Source organism: Halorientalis pallida (genome assembly GCF_049605515.1).
GTDB classification, from domain to species: Archaea; Halobacteriota; Halobacteria; order Halobacteriales; family Haloarculaceae; genus Halorientalis; species Halorientalis pallida_A.
The window spans coordinates 2,449,771-2,465,668 of the sequence record NZ_CP187158.1; the positions used below are offsets into that span (position 1 = coordinate 2,449,771).

Annotated in this window: 15 protein-coding genes; 10 read left to right on the plus strand and 5 right to left on the minus strand. The window is 68.1% G+C overall.

Annotated elements, in window-relative coordinates; translation table 11 throughout:
- Nucleotides 1–45 precede the first annotated feature (45 nt).
- Nucleotides 46–846, plus strand: a complete 801-nt coding sequence (locus tag ACOZ4N_RS14175; RefSeq protein ID WP_424017017.1) for a hypothetical protein — start codon at nt 46–48, stop codon at nt 844–846.
- Nucleotides 847–852: 6 nt separating this feature from the next.
- On the opposite strand, the gene ACOZ4N_RS14180 is transcribed toward ACOZ4N_RS14175, so the two are convergent.
- Nucleotides 853–1,860, minus strand: a complete 1,008-nt coding sequence (locus ACOZ4N_RS14180) for an NADP-dependent oxidoreductase (protein ID WP_424017018.1) — start codon at nt 1,858–1,860, stop codon at nt 853–855.
- Nucleotides 1,861–2,022: 162 nt separating this feature from the next.
- Between ACOZ4N_RS14180 and ACOZ4N_RS14185 the strand changes: the two genes are divergently transcribed.
- Both ACOZ4N_RS14185 and ACOZ4N_RS14190 read left to right on the plus strand, forming a co-directional pair.
- A complete protein-coding gene (locus ACOZ4N_RS14185) occupies nt 2,023–3,654 on the plus strand; it encodes a methyl-accepting chemotaxis protein (RefSeq protein ID WP_424017019.1) in 1,632 nt (543 codons plus the stop codon).
- Nucleotides 3,655–3,709: 55 nt separating this feature from the next.
- Nucleotides 3,710–4,321, plus strand: coding sequence for a VOC family protein (locus ACOZ4N_RS14190; protein WP_424017020.1), 612 nt, complete (start codon nt 3,710–3,712; stop codon nt 4,319–4,321).
- On the opposite strand, the gene ACOZ4N_RS14195 is transcribed toward ACOZ4N_RS14190, so the two are convergent.
- Nucleotides 4,318–5,148: a hypothetical protein gene (locus ACOZ4N_RS14195; protein ID WP_424017021.1), complete on the minus strand. Its 831-nt coding sequence runs from the start codon at nt 5,146–5,148 to the stop codon at nt 4,318–4,320. The genes ACOZ4N_RS14190 and ACOZ4N_RS14195 overlap by 4 nt on opposite strands.
- Nucleotides 5,149–5,205: 57 nt before the next feature.
- Nucleotides 5,206–6,312, minus strand: coding sequence for an NADH:flavin oxidoreductase/NADH oxidase (locus ACOZ4N_RS14200; RefSeq protein ID WP_424017022.1), 1,107 nt, complete (start codon nt 6,310–6,312; stop codon nt 5,206–5,208).
- Between the two features lie 144 nt (nt 6,313–6,456).
- Between ACOZ4N_RS14200 and ACOZ4N_RS14205 the strand changes: the two genes are divergently transcribed.
- The 5 genes from ACOZ4N_RS14205 to ACOZ4N_RS14225 all read left to right on the plus strand — a co-directional run bounded on the left by ACOZ4N_RS14205 (nt 6,457) and on the right by ACOZ4N_RS14225 (nt 11,747).
- On the plus strand, nt 6,457–8,193 hold the full coding sequence (locus tag ACOZ4N_RS14205; RefSeq protein WP_424017023.1) for a peroxidase family protein: 1,737 nt from the start codon (nt 6,457–6,459) through the stop codon (nt 8,191–8,193).
- A 24-nt stretch (nt 8,194–8,217) separates the two neighbouring features.
- Nucleotides 8,218–8,823, plus strand: coding sequence for a class I SAM-dependent methyltransferase (locus tag ACOZ4N_RS14210; RefSeq protein WP_424017024.1), 606 nt, complete (start codon nt 8,218–8,220; stop codon nt 8,821–8,823).
- Nucleotides 8,824–8,922: 99 nt separating this feature from the next.
- A complete protein-coding gene (locus ACOZ4N_RS14215; protein WP_424017025.1) occupies nt 8,923–10,059 on the plus strand; it encodes an acyl-CoA dehydrogenase family protein in 1,137 nt (378 codons plus the stop codon).
- A gap of 84 nt (nt 10,060–10,143) precedes the next feature.
- Nucleotides 10,144–11,343, plus strand: a complete 1,200-nt coding sequence (locus ACOZ4N_RS14220) for an MFS transporter (protein WP_424019959.1) — start codon at nt 10,144–10,146, stop codon at nt 11,341–11,343.
- A gap of 32 nt (nt 11,344–11,375) precedes the next feature.
- Nucleotides 11,376–11,747 carry a DUF7322 domain-containing protein gene (locus ACOZ4N_RS14225; protein WP_424017026.1) on the plus strand — a complete coding sequence of 124 codons (372 nt, stop codon included), beginning with the start codon at nt 11,376–11,378 and terminating at the stop codon, nt 11,745–11,747.
- 34 nt (nt 11,748–11,781) lie between these two features.
- On the opposite strand, the gene ACOZ4N_RS14230 is transcribed toward ACOZ4N_RS14225, so the two are convergent.
- On the minus strand, nt 11,782–12,270 hold the full coding sequence (locus ACOZ4N_RS14230) for a hypothetical protein (protein WP_424017027.1): 489 nt from the start codon (nt 12,268–12,270) through the stop codon (nt 11,782–11,784).
- The gene (locus tag ACOZ4N_RS14235) at nt 12,270–12,563 is read right to left on the minus strand and encodes a UPF0175 family protein (protein WP_424017028.1); all 294 of its coding nucleotides are present in this window, start codon (nt 12,561–12,563) and stop codon (nt 12,270–12,272) included. Before ACOZ4N_RS14235 ends, ACOZ4N_RS14230 begins: the two co-directional genes overlap by 1 nt.
- A gap of 208 nt (nt 12,564–12,771) precedes the next feature.
- On the opposite strand from ACOZ4N_RS14235, the gene ACOZ4N_RS14240 reads away from it, so the two are divergent.
- Both ACOZ4N_RS14240 and ACOZ4N_RS14245 read left to right on the plus strand, forming a co-directional pair.
- A complete protein-coding gene (locus tag ACOZ4N_RS14240) occupies nt 12,772–14,049 on the plus strand; it encodes an RNA-guided endonuclease InsQ/TnpB family protein (protein ID WP_424017029.1) in 1,278 nt (425 codons plus the stop codon).
- 240 nt (nt 14,050–14,289) lie between these two features.
- Entirely contained in the window at nt 14,290–15,897 is a 1,608-nt protein-coding gene (locus ACOZ4N_RS14245) for a spermidine synthase (RefSeq protein WP_424017030.1), read from the plus strand.
- The last annotated feature ends 1 nt before the right edge of the window (nt 15,898 follow it).

Here is a 15,898-nt window from a genome sequence, read left to right on the forward strand (position 1 = left end):
CGGTCGCCCCGTGCGTTCATGTCGGTCCAGCCCTAATCGTGGGCGATGGTACACACACCACGACCCGACCCCGAACCGGTCCTGGCGGACCTCCGCGACCGCGGGTTCGAGGTGACGCGCCTGTCCGGCGACGGGCCCGCCGCCGTCGCCGTCGACGGGTCGGCACCCGAGGCCGTGACGGATCGGCCGCTGGCCGTCGAGCCACTCGCCGGCCGGCGCGGCGTCGGCGGCCGGTCGGCGCTCGGCGGTGACGAGCTCGCGCTGACGGTGGTCGCCCGCCTCGCGGCCGCGGCCCGGGACGGACAGGCGACGCTGTTCGTCGCCGCCCCCGAGACCGCCGCGGCGGTCCGCGACCTCCTGGCCGAGCCGTTCCTCTGCCGGGCCGAGACGGACGGCCACCGGACGTTCTACACGATCCCCGACCGGATCGTGTTGACCGACGACAGCTACGCGTGTGTCGAGGCCGACGAGACCGTGACCTGGCGGGAAGAGCCCACGGGTTCCGGCCCCGGCGCGCACGAGACCGGCGACGCGAGGCTCGTCTGCGCGGCCGACGGCACGGTCCGGGCGGCGCTCGAATCGGTCGACTCGCTGCGCTGTCCCGGGCCCGAGCCGGCCGCGTTTCCCTACCGGTACAGCCGCGGTGAAGACAGACAGATGCACGTCGCCGACCACGAGCGCGAGATCGGGAGGTTCACCGGCGTCGCCGCGATGAAGGCCCACGGCTATCGGCCTGTGCCGCTGCCGCTCGTCCCGGAACACCACCTTCGCGAGAACGCGCGTCTGGCCCGGGCCTGGACGGTGGCGACGGTCACCGACGGCTCGGTCCGGTACGACACCGCCTGAGGTCCGTCACTCGACCTTGACGAGTTGCTTGCCGATGTTGACGCCGTCGAACAGTCCGAGGAACGCCTCGGGCATGTTCTCGAAGCCCTCGGTGACGGTCTCGCGGTACTGCACGTCACCGGTCTGGACCCATTCGGCCAGCTGTTCGGTCGCCTCGCCGAAGCGGGCCGCCCAGTCACGGACGAGCAGGCCCTCGACGCGGGCGCGGGTCTCGATCAGCCCCGCCAGCTTCCGGGGCCCCATCGGTTGCTCGGTGGCGTTGTACAGCGAGATCTGGCCACAGACGGCGACGCGGGCCCGGACGTTGAGGTGGGCGAAGGCGGCGTCGGTGATCTCGCCGCCCACGTTGTCGAAGTAGGCGTCGACGCCGTCGGGGCAGGCCTCCCCGACCGCGGCGTAGAGGTTGTCGGCCTCCTTGTAGTTGATCGCGGCGTCGAAGCCCAGTTCCTCGGTGAGCCAGTCGGTCTTCTCCTCGGCACCGGCGATACCGACCACGCGAGCGCCCGCGAGCTTGCTGATCTGGCCGACGACCGATCCCACCGCGCCCGCCGCGCCCGAGACCAGCACGGTGTCGCCGGGTTCGGGCTCTGCGACTTCCAGCGTCCCGAAGTAGGCCGTCCGGCCGGGCATCCCCAGCACGCCGAGCGCCGTCGAGACGGGCGCGAGGTCCGGGTCGACGGGCTGGAGGTCGTCGCCGTCGGCGGCGGTGTACTCGGCCCAGCGGAGGTTGCCCGTGGCCACGTCGCCTTCCTCGAAGTCCGGGTGGTTGGACTCGACCACGTCGCCGACGACGCCGGCCTGCATCACGTCGCCCACGTCCCACGGTTCGGCGTAGGACTCGGCGTCGCGCATCCGACCGCGCATGTACGGGTCGACCGAGAGGTAGCGGGACTCCACGAGGACCTCACCGTGGTCCGGTTCGGGGACCGCCGATTCCCGGAGTTCGAAATTGTCCATCGTCGGTTCACCTGTCGGTCGGCTCTCCAGAATCCACTGCCGGTTGGTGCCAGCCATGACGCATGGCGACGGGCGTCTCCCTGTTGAGTGTTCGGGTCCGCGGCTCGCCAGCTATCCCCGGAGCCCGTGGGATTCGGTATCAGCCATGATAACCGCGTGCGAGCGTTTTAGAGGATGTAGCCGGACAGGGTGGTAGTACATCCCGGTGTTTTTCCATACATGACAGCCACACGTTCGACGGGCGTTTCGGAGCGGATCATGACCTGGTTCGGGTCGATCGCGGTCCAGATCGAGCCGTACTTCCCGGCGCTGGTGCGGCGGAACCTCGGGGCCCGCTTGCTCGGGATGGCGGTGCTGTCGCTCGGGATCAGTCCGTTCGTGTTCGGGCTGACCGTCGAGGACCCGTTGCTCGCCGCGCTGGGCGTCTCGGCGGTGACCATCTCGACCGGCTTTCTCGCCTACGCCGAGATGTACCACTCGCTGGTCGTCCTCGACCGGAAGGTCGGCGAGATCGACGACGGGAACTACGACATCGGCTTCGACGTGGCCCGCCACGACGAGATCGGGCGCGTGTTCGACTCGCTCGAACGGACCGCGAAGTCCCTGGGTGAGACCATCGAGGAGTCCGAACGAGCCCGCGAGGAGGCCGAGGACGCGAGCGACAGGGCGCGTGACGCACAGGCCGAGGCCGAACAGGCCCACGAGGCGGCCGAGGCGCTCGCGACCGACCTCGAATCCCGGGCCCGCGAGTTCGGCGAGGTCATGGCGGCGGCCGCCGACGGCGACCTGACCCGCCGGCTGGACACGGACCAGGACAACGAGGCGATGGCCGAGATCGCGACCGCGTTCAACGAGATGGTCGGACAACTGGAGCAAACGGTCGTCCGCATCCGGGAGTTCGCCGTCACCGTCGACGAGGAGAGCGGCACCATCGCCGCGGAGACCGACCGCGTGACCGACACCAGCCAGTCGGTGAGCGAGACGGTCGAGCGGATCGCGGCGGACGCCGAACGCCAGCGCGAGAGCGTCAGGCAGGCCGCCGACGAGTTGACGAACCTCTCGGCGACCATCGAGGAGGTGGCGTCCTCGACCGACGAGATCGCCGACCAGTCCGAGGCCGCCGCCACGCTCGGCGAGGAGGGGCGCGAGCGGGCGACCGACGCCGTCGAGAAGATCACCGCCGTCGGCGAGGCCGCCCGGACGGCCGTCGAGGAGATCGAACGGCTCCGGGCCGAGATGGACGAGATCGAATCCATCGTCGACCTGATCGACGACATCGCAGAGCAGACGAACATCCTGGCGCTGAACGCCTCCATCGAGGCCGCCCGCGCCGGCGAGGCCGGCGAGGGGTTCGCCGTCGTCGCCGACGAGGTGAAAGACCTCGCGGAGGAGACCGCCGAGGCGACCGAGGAGATCGAGGACCGCATCACGGACGTCCAGACCGCGACCGAGACGGCGGTGACGGACATCCGCAGGGCCGACGACCGCATCGACGAGGGCGTCGAGGCCGTCGAGGAGACCGCCGAGACGCTGGGCGAGATCGTCGCGCACGTGGCGGAGACCAACGACGGCGTCCAGTCCATCGCGACGACGACCGACGATCAGGCGGCCTCCGCCGAGGAGGTCGTCGCGATGGTCGACGACGTTGGGACGATCAGCGAGGAGACCGCGACCCGGGCCGACGAGGCCACCGACGCGACCCGCGAGCAGACGACCGCCGTCACCGGCGTGCGCGACGACGTGACCGGACTCTCCGAGCGCGCCCGCGACCTCCGTGACCTGCTCGACGGCTTCACCGTCACCGACGACACCAAGTCGGGCGGTCGCATCGAGGGCGTCCTCTCGGACTGAACGGGGGACGGGAACCGCCGACAGGCCCAAGCGGATCCCGCCCCTACAGAGTGCCATGACGGAGGACACCCCCGAGGTCACGGCCGAACTCCCGGACAGCCCCATTCACACCACCGGCACCGACCACATCACGCTCGTCGGCAGCAACGAGGAGGACACCATCGCGTTCTACCGCGATCTCCTGGGCATGCCGCTGGTGCTTCGCCAGCCCAACCTCGACGACCCGTCCTCGACGCACCTGTTTTTCGACACCGGCGACGGCCGCATCATCACCTTCTTCGTCGGCGACCGGCCGTCGAACCAGCAACCGCCGCGGGCCGGCGTCGGCGGCGTCCACCACCTCGCGCTCTCCATCGACCCCGAGCGGTTCGTCGAGATCCGCGAGGCTCTGGAGGACGCCGACCGGCACTACAACGAGTTCGACCGGGGCATCTTCCACTCGCTGTACACCCGCGACCACAACGGCTTCCTGCTCGAACTGTCGACGGACAAGTTCTCCGTCCCCGACGAGCGGAAGGGGGAGGTACTGGCGACCGCCCAGCGCATCCGCGAGGAGGCCGGCGCTGACTTCGCCCGCGAGGAAGACGTGGAGGCGGCCCTGAACGAACTCGGCATCGAGTACGAGAAGGTCGAACTCCCGGACGCGCCGAGCGGGTCCGAGCTCTAGTCGACCGTCCGCCGGCAGGTCACCCGGTAGTACGACCCGTCGTGTCTGGCGACGAACGACGAACCCACCCTGCGGTCGTACGGACAGCGAGCGCCGTTGCGGGCGAGAAAGTCGACCAGCGCCGCCTCGTGGTCGTAGTTCCAGAACCGGAACCGGCAAGTCCCCAGCGACGCCCGGGACCGGTTCCGTCCGGCCGCACACGCCGACGTGAACAGGTCCTCGCGGACCTCGGGGACCGACTCGAAGTCGGCGGCCGCACCGCTCACGTTCGCTCCGTCGACCGCCGTCGCCACCAGCAGGAACCCCTCACCCACGGCGAGTCCGGCGAGGATCACCCCGAGGAACAACAGCACTGCGACCGCACCGGTCCCGCCGAGGGACGCGCCCATGGCCGTCCGGTCGAAATCCGACGCCCACCACAGGACGAACGGCACCGCAACGAGGGCCAACAGCGCCACGGGCACGAGCGCCGGGACGAACGGAGACACAGCTACGGTTCCAGCCACCAGCCCGAACAACCCGACCCAGAGCGCCGCCAGTGGTCGCCATCCGACCGAGCGGTCGGTGACCCAGGCCGTCGACCACACCGCAGCCGTCACTGGCACGACCAGTGTCAGGAGGACTGTCGCACGCGTCGCCGCCACCACCGCATCGGTCGGCCCCAGCATCGGGTACGACAGATCGTAGACCGTCCCGGGCAACGGGCCACCGACGAGCCGCACCGAGACGTACCCGACGCCACCGGTCACGACGAGCGTGAACACGAACGCCACGAGCGGGTTCGAGAACCACTCGGGGCGGCCGAGCCGGGTCGGGGAACGCGGCATCGTGTGTGGGGTCGCCCCCCACTACGGCGGGTCGTGTTAAATATATAACTCGACCGGTCAGAACGCCCGGTAGTACTGCGGGGGCACGTCGACTTCGTCCTCCCGTCCCAGTGTCTGCGCAGCGTGGAGCGTGAAGTACGGGTCCCGAAGATGCTCGCGGCCGACGATAGCGAGGTCGGCCCGACCGTTTCGCACGAGGGAATCGGCCTGTTCGGGCGTCGTGATGCCGCCGACGGCCCCGACCTTCAGATCCTCGGGAGCCGCGTCGCAGCCCTCCCTCACCCGGCGGCCGTAGCGGATCTGATAGCCCGGGCCGCCGGAGGGGATCTGCTGGTCGGGGTGGATGCCGCCGGCGGACACGTCGATGAGGTCGACACCGGCCTCGCTGGCACGTTCGGCGAAGCGGATCGAGTCCGCGACGGTCCAGGCGTCCCGGTCCGGGAGCCAGTCGGTCGCGGAGATGCGGACGAACACGGGTTTCTCGTCGGGCCAGACCTCGCGGACGGCCTCGATCACTTCGAGGGGGAACCGCGCTCGACTGTCGAAATCGCCCCCATAGTCGTCCTCGCGGGTGTTCGTGACCGGCGAGAGGAACTCGTGGAGGAGGTAGCCGTGGGCGGCGTGGACCTCGGCGATCTCGAAGCCCGCGTCGAGCGCGCGGCGGGCGGCGTCGGCGAAGGCCTCGCGCACGTCGGCGAGGTCGGCCTCGGTCATCGCCCGCGTCGGCGGCGCGTCGTCCTCGTAGGGGTAGGGCTGGTCGGTCGGCGCGACCGTCTCCCACCCGCCGTCGTCGGGCTGGAGGGGGACGTGCCCCTCCCAGGGGCGGGACGTGGCGGCCTTCCGGCCGGCGTGGGCCAGCTGGATCGCCGGAACGGAGCCCTGCTCGCGCACGAAGTCGGTGATGTCCGCGAGCGCGTCGGCGTGGTCGTCGCTCCAGATGCCCAGGTCCTCGGGCGAGATGCGGCCACGCGGCTCGACGGCGGTGGCTTCGGTCATCACGACACCTGCACCGCCGACGGCGCGGCTGGCCAGGTGCTGGAAGTGCCAGTCCGTCGCGAGGCCGTCCCGGTCGTCACAGGAGTACTGGCACATCGGCGAGACCATCACGCGGTTCGGCAGCGTTGTTTCCGACAGGGTCAGCGGCGTAAAGAGATCGTCCGTCATCACGGATCGAACACGGTGCCGGCTCAAGTCCCCGGCGCTCGCGGCGAGACGGACCGGTTTTGAGCAGACCACCAGTTGAACCAGTGAACGTTTTTATTGTTTGTCTTTCAATAGACGTAAGAAAGGTCGCGCTGTCGTTCCGGTATGGGATCGCAACACACGATTCAGGGGCAGGTCGTTTCGCCGCCGGACGGGCCGGTCGGCGGGGTCGAAGTGCAGGTCGTCGACGCGGATCCGAGCGTCGACGACTTCCTCGGGACCGACAGGACGGACGGCGACGGCGAGTACGCGGTGACGGTCGACCTCGACGACGCGGGCGGCGCGAGCGAGGGCGACCCGGAGATCTATCTCCGGTTCCGTCGCGGCGGGGAGACCCTCCACGAGCAGGCGGTGACGCTCGCGTCGGGGTCGGAGACGACGGTCGACCCGGTGACGGTCTCGGTCGGGAGCGGGAGCGGGACGACCTCGATGCCCCACCACGGCATGGTCGAACACCGCGGCATGTCGAACGTCCCGCGGGACCCGGCCCATCCCGGGCAGGGCCGGTTCGGGCGGATGTTCCCCCACCTCGCGGCCGCCGATCACGACGTGGAGTTCCTGAAGGAACTCGGCCTCCCGGGCGGATACCTCGACGAGGGCGACCAGCCGGTCGAGGAGGCCGAGTCCGTGCCCGCGGGCTTCGTCTTCCTCGGGCAGTTCATCGACCACGACATCACGCTCGACCCGCTGTCGAGTCTCGCGCGCCAGAACGACCCCGACGCCCTGCGCAACTACCGGACGCCGCGGCTCGACCTGGACAACGTCTACGGGTCGGGCCCGGAGGTCGACCGCTTTCTCTACCAGTCGCCGTTCGGCCAGGGGCCCCACACCGGCGACGGCGAGAAACTCCTGCTGGGGCTGAACGCCGACGGCGAGCCCGACGACGTGCCACGGACCCGCGACGACACGGCGATCATCGCCGACATGCGCAACGACGAGAACCTCATCGTCTCGCAACTCCAGCACGTCATGCTGAAGTTCCACAACCGGATCGTCGACTGGCTCGACGACGACGCGGGGTTCCACGAGGCCCAGAAGCTCGCCCGCTGGCACTTCCAGTGGGTCGTCCTCCACGACTACCTCCCCACCGTCTGCCAGCCACACATCGTCGAGGACGTGCTGGAGGACGGCCGGCAGTACTACGAGGTGGCCCTCGACGACGAGGCCTACATCCCCGTGGAGTTCGCGGGCGCGGCCTACCGCTTCGGCCACAGCCAGGCCCGCGAGAAGTACGAGATCAACGACGAGTTCGGCGAGGGGACCCTGTTCGCCAGACCCGGGAGTGGCGAGAAGACGCTCGGGCGCGGGTTCCAGCCCGTCCCCCCGGAGAAGGTCGTCGACTGGCACAATCTCTTCGACATCGACAGCGATCCCCAGCCCGCACGCGGGATCGACCCGAAACTGCCCCCGGACCTGCTGGACCTGCCGTTCGTCGACGAGACCCGACCGCCGTTCGAGCGGTCGCTGGCCTCCCGGAACCTCGTCCGGGGACGACGACTCGGCCTGCCCTCCGGCCAGGCGGTCGCCCGCGCGATGGGGGTCGACCCCCTCGACAACGACGACATCGGGTTCGACGAGGCGCTGGCCCGCCACGGCCAGCCAGCGAACACGGAGGCCCCGCTGTGGTACTACGTCCTCGGCGAGGCCCGCGAGCAGACCGGCGGCACCCGACTGGGCACCGTCGGCAGTCGGATCGTCGCCGAAGTGCTGATCGGCCTGATCGCCTCCGACCCCGGTTCGTTCATGACCGTCCAGCCAGCGTGGGAGCCGGACCTGCCCGATCACTACTCCGACGGGGAGTTCGGCATGGCCGACCTGGTGGCGTTCGCACTGGACTATTAGGCCCCGGCGATCCTCGCTTCCGCTATGCCAAGCTGGGACGAGCGGTTCCGCGCAGGCGAGTACCCGCAGGACCCCGACCCCGATCCGTTGCTCGAACGCGCCGTCGACGCCTTCCCCGGGGGCCGCGCGCTGGACGTGGCGACCGGCACCGGCCGCAACGCCGTCTTCCTCGCGGGCGAAGGGTACCGCGTCGACGCGCTCGACCAGTCCCGGGCGGGGCTGGAGATCACCCGCGAGAACGCCCGCGAGCGCGGCGTCGCCGACCGCCTCGAACTCGTCCAGACGGACGTGCCGAGCCACGCGTTCCCCGAATCGCGGTACGCGGTGATCACGATCAGTTTCTACCGGGCGCTCGACCGCCTCGCCGACATCACGGCCGCGCTGGAACCCGGCGGCTACCTGTTCGTCCAGCACCACCTCCGGACCACGGACGCGGTGGAGCGAGGGCCCAGCACGGACCGGTACCGCTTCGCCGCCAACGAACTCCTGCGGGCCTGTCTGGATCTCACGGTGCTCCACTACGACGAGCGCACCGAACGGCGCGACGGCCGCCGCGGGGCCACAGTCCGGGTCCTGGCCCGCAACTCGACCGGCCAGCGCCAGTCCTACCCGGAAATCCCGTCGCCCTGATAAGGAGTTTATTTACATACAGGTTTGTTTCCGAGTGAGTGCTTAACACCGTAATCTGTTCCCGGAATATATTTTACAGGACAGCCATTAAGATGGAGTATGTCGTTCCAGCTATCGGACGAACACCGCGCGATCAGGAAGGCCGTTCGGGACTTCGGCGAGGAGGAGATCGAGCCCGTCGCCAAGGAACACGACCAGAACAAGGAGTATCCGGAGGAGATTCGCCGGAAGGCCGCGGAGGCCGACTTCGTCGCGCCGAACATCCCCATGGAGTACGGCGGCGCGGGGATGGACCTGCTCTCCTCGATCATCGTCACGGAGGAACTGTGGCGGGCCGACCCGGGCATCGGGAGCGCCGTCGGCTCCGCCGGCTTCGGGACGGACATGATCGTCGAGTACGGCGACGAGTGGATGAAAGAGGAGTACCTGCCGCCAATCGCCAACGGTGATTCGGCGTCCTGTTCGATGATCTCCGAGCCCGCCCACGGTTCGAACGTGGCGGGCATCGAGACCCACGCCGAGAAAGACGGCGACGAGTGGATCATCAACGGCAACAAGATGTGGATCACGAACGGCACCGTCGCCGACGTGGGCGTCTGCATGACCAAGACCACACCCGGCGAGGGCCACGGCGGCATCACCGCCTTCCTCGTCCCGATGGACACCGAGGGCGTCCAGACCGAGAAGATCGACAACAAGCTCGGTATCCGCGCCTCGGACCTGGCGGAGGTCGTCCTCGACGACGTGCGCGTCCCCGAGGACAACGTCATCGGCGAGGTCGACAAGGGCTTCTACCAGCTGATGGACTTCTTCGCCTCCGGCCGCACCAGCGTCGCCGCCCAGGCCGTCGGGGCCGCCGAGGGGGCCCTCGACGCCGCCATCGAGTACGCCAGCGAGCGCGAGCAGTTCGGCCAGACCATCGACGAGTTCCAGGCCATCCAGCACAAGCTCGCCGAGATGGCGACCAACGTCGAGGCCGCCCGCTCGCTGACCTACCGCGCCGCCTCGACGGTCGAGGCCGGCCGCGACCAGACCGCCGCGAAGTTCGCCAGCATGGCGAAGCTCTTTGCCTCCGAACACGCCGTCGACGTGGCCGACGAGGCCATCCAGGTCCACGGCGGCGCGGGCTACGTCACCGACCACCCCGTCGAGCGCTACTACCGCGACGCCCGGATCACCAAGATCTACGAGGGCACCAGCGAGATCCAGAAGAACATCATCGCCGACCGACTGTAGAACGAGTCACCCAAGTTTTCCCGGCGTGTCGATCCAGTCGTGACGACCCGTCCCGAGTCCCTCGTGGCCGGCTACGGCGGCCGAATGCTCGGCAGCCTCGCCCTCGCGTGGGCGGTGCTCCAGCTCGGCCGCTTCCTGCTCTCGCCGCTCCTGCCGGCGATCATCGACGACCTGGGCATCACCACCGTGACCGCCGGGATCGTCCTCGGGGGGTTCCAGGCAGTCTACGCAGTCGTCCAGTACCCTAGCGGTCGCCTCTCCGACCGGTTCTCCCGGGCGGCGCTGATCGTCCCCGGCCTCGCGGCACTGACCGCCGCCTTCCTGCTGTTCGCGGGTGCCGTCTCGCCCCTGCTGTTCGTCGGCGGCGCGCTCCTGCTCGGGATCGGGAAAGGACTCTACGCGGTTCCCTCGCGGGCCCTGCTGTCGGATCTGTTCGTCGAGCGCCGCGGCCAGGCGCTCGGCCTGTACGCCGCCGGCACCGACGCGGGCGGCGTGCTGGCCTCGGTGGCGGCCCTGATCGTCACCGGGAGCGCGGCCGCCGATCTCGGGCCGGTCGGCGGGTACGTGCCCACGGTGCCGGGACTCTCGTGGCGCGCGCCCTTCCTCCCGGTGGCCGTGGCGCTGTTCGTCCTCGGGGTCATCTACGTCCGCTGGAACCGCGACCCCTACGACCTCGGGCGGATGGACCTGGGGCTCCGGGAGACGGTCCGGCGGCTCTCGACGACGACCGCCCAGCGGGAGGCGCTGATCGCCTTCGCCCTGTTTTTCTTCGTCGTCGGCGCGTGGGTCAACTTCCTGCCGACCTACCTCGCACAGGGGAAGGGGATGAGCGAGTCGCTGGCGGCGGCGCTGTTCGCCGTCGTCTTCCTCGTCGGCGTCTGGGCGAAACCGCTCGCCGGACTGGTCTCGGACCGGGTGCCACGCCGGGCGGTCGGGGTCGCCGGCCTCGCGCTCGCCGTCGCCGCGCTCGCCGGCGTCGTCGTGGCGTCGCGGCTGTGGGTCGTGATCGGCGCTATCGCGCTGTTCGCGCTGGGCTACAAGGCGCTCTTTCCCGTGGCCGACGCCGTGTTGCTGGACGCCGCGCCCGACGACAACACCGGCGGCGACCTCGGGGCCGCCCGCGCCCTCTTTCTCGGCGTCGGCGCGCTCGGCCCGGTCTACGTGGGCTCGGTCGCGGCCGCGGCCGACTACACCGTCGCCTTCGCCGGGCTGGCGGCCTGTCTCCTCGTCAGCGCCGGCCTGCTGGCCCGGGGCCTGCTCCGGACGCCGGCGTCGGCTGGGTGACACCTATACCCACGGCCGCCCTACACGAGTGTATGTTCGGTGAGACCTGGCCGGACGAACCCGACCCGCCGTTCCCCGAGTACGTCGACCCCTTCCCCGCCTACTCGGAGCCAGTCCCCGAGGAGATCGGTCGCAGAGCCCGCCCGGACACCGGTTCGGATCGCGCCTACAGCCGCGACCGCGAGGTCGTCGCCGCCGTCGAGAGCGGCTATCTCGGGCTGGTCGCGGTGTTCCGGATCGGCCTGTTCGCGCTCGCGCTGGGCGCGTACCTGCTCGCGTTCCGCGGCGGCGGATACTACGCGCAGGTGATCACCGCCACCGGACTCGTGACCTGCGTCTACGGCGTCCACCGCTACCTGGTGTACCGGCGGGTGCTGGCGGAGGGCGGACCGCCGAGGGAGTGAGCGAGACACCGGACTTCGATGAGTTACGGTGCAGTTACGTGCCGAGTTCGCGGAGTTTCTTTTCGACCTGTGTGTACACACGCGGGTGGAGGTTCATCCCCTCGTCCACGAGGTCGTACAGGAGATTGGTCGCTTCCTCGGCCGTTAAATCCCCGTTTTTCGTACACCCGAGTAACAGTGTCGTCACCCACCAGCACTCGATCCCGTGAGTCCGTGCAACTTCGATCAGCCCTTTGTCGTTGGCGAGCAGGAGTTCCTCGTTGGTCTCCGCCAGCAGAATCACGGACGCATCGGCCACCGCAACCCCTTCCAGCGATGCAACCTCCTCGGCTCGGGCTGGTGTCTCGTGAACGGCCACGTCTGCCAGAAACTCGTCGAGTGCCGCGGTGCCGCGCTTGCCCTCGGTGAGCACTTCGTCACGAACCTCCTCGGTCGTTCGGACTTCGTCGAAGGCGGTCGAGACGAGGTCGAGGCGGCCGACCCACGCGAGTGGAATCAGCGCGGAGGAATCGACGACGACCATCAGATGCGGTCGAGGTCGCGTTCGAGGTCGTCGGTCGTGTAGCCGACATCGATGCCCTCCTCGGCGGCCAGCGTCAGCATCTCGACGTAGGAGACATCCGCGAGTTCGGCCGCTTTCCGAACTGTGATCGCGTGATCGCTGAGTTGGTCGAGAGCCCGCTCGGTTCGCCAGTCGTCGAGTCCCTGTCGGATCAGTCGCCGAAGCACCTCCGAGCGATCAGCGCTCATTTCCCCTTCGAGTTCGGCGAGTAGCTCTTCGTCGTCTTCCGGGATGCGCGTTGTGACCGTTTTCATCGTTACGAACCACTACGTTACGATACATCATAGATGTAACGCCACCAGTGTGGATGCCGGTGATTTCGCACGTCTACAGGCGGAGCAGGCCGAGTGCCTCGGGGCTTGACCCCGAGGGTGAAGGCCGTAAGCTCAGGTGAGTGTTCCACTTTCACTGTGGATGGCTGACATTCAAGATAATCGCACTACTACACTCGTACTGGAGCGAATGATCGACGCACAGGCTCTCGTCAAGACGCTCGACTTCCAACTCGACATCCAGAGTGATAACGAGGGCCTGCTGTACGACGCCACACGTGAAGCACGGTGGGCGTACAACGAAACCATCCGACTCGCCAAAGAAGGCGTGGACTGGGACGCCATTCCCGACAGGGTAGCCGACGACGCTGACCTCGTGAAGAACACTACTCAGCGTGTCGTTGCGAAGGCACTCGGTGCGATGGAGAACTACTACGAATACGACGACTTCGGCCAACCGAGCCACACCAAGGGCGGAACGTACCCGCTTCGTGCGAACTACGAGGAGGGGTACAACCTGTCGCTCACCGACAACGGCGACGTTGCGTTCCGAATCAGCGCGAAGCCGTACAAGCACGTCAAGGGCGTTCTCGAAGGCGACAACGCCCACCTCGACGTTCTCAAAACCGCACTCGAAAGCGACGAGTGGAAGATTGGGACGGCGGAAGCCCTGTTCCACAACGACAATCCCGAATTGCACGTCAATGTCACCAACACCAAGCAGACCGTTCGAGACAAGCAGGACTCACGAACGGTCGTCGGCGTGGACGTGAACGAAGACAACGTGGCTCTCACCGCTCTCTCCGAGGATGGCATTGAGGACTCGTTGGTTATCGACTTCCCCGAAATCAAGTTCGAGCGTCATCGCTACTTCACGATGCGGAAGCGCGTGCAAAACGCAGGGAAGCAGAGTATGCACGACACGTTGGAAGGACGTGAGGAACGGTTCGTCCGCGACCGACTCCACAAAGTGTCACGACACATCGTGGAGTGGAGCCGTCAGTTCAAGACGCCGTGCATCGTCTTTGAAGACCTCAAAGAGATGCGCGACAGTATCGACTACGGTACACGGATGAACCGACGCTTGCACCACCTCCCGTTCCGCGCCCTTCAGTTCTATACGTCGTACAAGGCGTCGTTCAAGGGGATTCCGACTGGCTGGATTGACCCGTACAAGACGAGTCAACGGTGTTCGCTGTGCGGGCACGCCGAGCGTGCGAATCGGAACAAGAAGCGGTTCAAGTGTCGGTCGTGCGGGCATCAAGACCACAGCGACCGTGGTGCAAGCGTCAATATTGCCGTGAAAGGCATCGAGAAGCATCAGGACTGGAATGTGCCTGCTCTCAACAGCCTTCCCCAAGTGCGGAAGGTGCGACGGCGGGCATCGGGGGCCGTGGACGCCCCGACCGTGACCCACGACGCCGTTCGAGGTTATCAGACCGATGGTATCGTGGGAGTGTCCGATTAAACCACAGGAAGCCTCGGGGTCGTACGGAAGACGAAGTCTTCCGTGATGACGAGACGCTCCGCGTCTCGAACCACTTGACCCCGAGGCGGTTCACGGAACGGGACTTCGTTTCTGGCGGTGCTAAAATCGATCAGCTTGCGAGCGGTACTACGACAGCCCAAAACGACGACCCAAGACGTTCCCGGCGAACGACCCGGCCCGCCACGCCACTTTAGACGCTCCCACCCATAGCAACGGAGAATGAGTGCGCTGTCCCGGCGGTTCTCGGGCGGAGTGTCCAGTCCGGAACTGGCGGTGTTCGTCTCCGGCGTCGTCAGCATGGGCCTGGAGATTCTGGCGGGCCGGATGGTCGCCCCCCAGTTCGGGAGCAGCATCTACACCTGGGGGTCGATCATCGGCGTCTTCCTCGCGGCGCTGTCGCTGGGGTACTACCAGGGCGGCAAACGGGCCAGCCAGCGCGCCACCGAGGAGCGACTGGTCCGGGTGTTGCTCGCGACTGGGGCGTTCGTCGCCGTCCTCATCCTGGCGGGCGACCTGTTGCTGGCCGGACTCTCCGGGTTCCCGCTCCCGCCGCGCTTTGCCTCCCTGCCCGCGGTGACGATCCTGTTCGGCCCGCCGACGTACCTGCTGGGCTTCATCAGTCCCTACGGCGCGGAACTCTCCCGGAAGGAGAGTACGGGCGCGGCCTCGGGCCACGTCTACGCGGTCGGGACCATCGGGAGCATCGTCGGCGCGTTCGGCGCGACCTTCCTGTTGATTCCCACGCTGTCGGTGTCTTTGATCGGGCTCGTCTTCGGCCTCCTGCTCGTGGGCACGTCGCTCGTGATCCTCGCGCCGTCGTTCCCGCGGCGGACGGTGCTGGCGACGCTGTTCGTGGGCGTGTTGCTCGTCGGCTCGGTCGCCGTGCCCTCGGCGGGCTACTCCGTCCGCGGGGAGACGGTCTACCAGACCCAGACGCCGTATCAGGAACTCGTCGTCGCGGACCTGGGCGACACGCGGACACTGTATCTGGACGGCCAGCCCCACAGCGCGATGGACCTGGAGTATCCGAACCGCCACGTCTTCGAGTACACCCGCTACTTCCACGTCCCCTTCCTGCTGGCCGACTGGCGCAACGAGAGTACCGAGGCCCCCCACCAGTCGGGCGACATCGACCGCGTCCTCTTTATCGGCGGGGGCGGGTTCACCGGCCCCAAGCGGTTCGTGAACGACTACAACGTCACCGTCGACGTGGTCGAGATCGACCCGGAGGTGATCCGCGTCGCGACGGAGTACTTCGGCGTCGAGGAAGGGCCGCGGCTGAACGTCTACAACGCCGAGGGCCGGGAGTTCCTCCGGACCACGGACCGGACCTACGACCTGATCGTCCTCGATGCGTACAAGAAGGACAAGGTGCCCTTCCAGCTCACCACGCGGGAGTTCATGCAGTTGACCGCGGAGCGGCTGGACGAGGACGGCATCCTGCTGGCGAACCTGATCTCCGCGCCGACGGGGCCGGCCTCGCAGTTCTACCGGGCGGAGTACAAGACCATGAACCGGGTGTACCCGCAGGTGTACAGCTTCCCGACGAGTGGCGGGTCGGTCGTCCAGAACATCGAGGTGGTCGCGACGAAGTCCGACGAGCGGGTCAGCCAGGCCCAGCTCGAAGCGCGCGACGAGCGCCGGGACATCGGCATCGGACTCTCGACGGAGTTGGCCGACTACCGGGCCGAGGTCGAGACCGGCGACGTGCCGGTCCTCACCGACGACAGAGCGCCGGTTGACGCGCTGCTGGAGCCGATGGCCGGGCGGCGATACGTCGTCTCACAGACCGGCCCGGGCGGGAACGTGACGGCCGGTACGGGCTAGG

Bases quoted from the DNA above. Each gene is read 5' to 3' on its own strand.
- ACOZ4N_RS14175 (WP_424017017.1), top strand. From the start codon at position 46: ATGGTACACACACCACGACCCGACCCCGAACCGGTCCTGGCGGACCTC.
- ACOZ4N_RS14180 (WP_424017018.1), bottom strand. From the start codon at position 1,860: ATGGCTGGCACCAACCGGCAGTGGATTCTGGAGAGCCGACCGACAGGT.
- ACOZ4N_RS14185 (WP_424017019.1), top strand. From the start codon at position 2,023: ATGACAGCCACACGTTCGACGGGCGTTTCGGAGCGGATCATGACCTGG.
- ACOZ4N_RS14190 (WP_424017020.1), top strand. From the start codon at position 3,710: ATGACGGAGGACACCCCCGAGGTCACGGCCGAACTCCCGGACAGCCCC.
- ACOZ4N_RS14195 (WP_424017021.1), bottom strand. From the start codon at position 5,148: ATGCCGCGTTCCCCGACCCGGCTCGGCCGCCCCGAGTGGTTCTCGAAC.
- ACOZ4N_RS14200 (WP_424017022.1), bottom strand. From the start codon at position 6,312: ATGACGGACGATCTCTTTACGCCGCTGACCCTGTCGGAAACAACGCTG.
- ACOZ4N_RS14205 (WP_424017023.1), top strand. From the start codon at position 6,457: ATGGGATCGCAACACACGATTCAGGGGCAGGTCGTTTCGCCGCCGGAC.
- ACOZ4N_RS14210 (WP_424017024.1), top strand. From the start codon at position 8,218: ATGCCAAGCTGGGACGAGCGGTTCCGCGCAGGCGAGTACCCGCAGGAC.
- ACOZ4N_RS14215 (WP_424017025.1), top strand. From the start codon at position 8,923: ATGTCGTTCCAGCTATCGGACGAACACCGCGCGATCAGGAAGGCCGTT.
- ACOZ4N_RS14220 (WP_424019959.1), top strand. From the start codon at position 10,144: ATGCTCGGCAGCCTCGCCCTCGCGTGGGCGGTGCTCCAGCTCGGCCGC.
- ACOZ4N_RS14225 (WP_424017026.1), top strand. From the start codon at position 11,376: ATGTTCGGTGAGACCTGGCCGGACGAACCCGACCCGCCGTTCCCCGAG.
- ACOZ4N_RS14230 (WP_424017027.1), bottom strand. From the start codon at position 12,270: ATGGTCGTCGTCGATTCCTCCGCGCTGATTCCACTCGCGTGGGTCGGC.
- ACOZ4N_RS14235 (WP_424017028.1), bottom strand. From the start codon at position 12,563: ATGAAAACGGTCACAACGCGCATCCCGGAAGACGACGAAGAGCTACTC.
- ACOZ4N_RS14240 (WP_424017029.1), top strand. From the start codon at position 12,772: ATGATCGACGCACAGGCTCTCGTCAAGACGCTCGACTTCCAACTCGAC.
- ACOZ4N_RS14245 (WP_424017030.1), top strand. From the start codon at position 14,290: ATGAGTGCGCTGTCCCGGCGGTTCTCGGGCGGAGTGTCCAGTCCGGAA.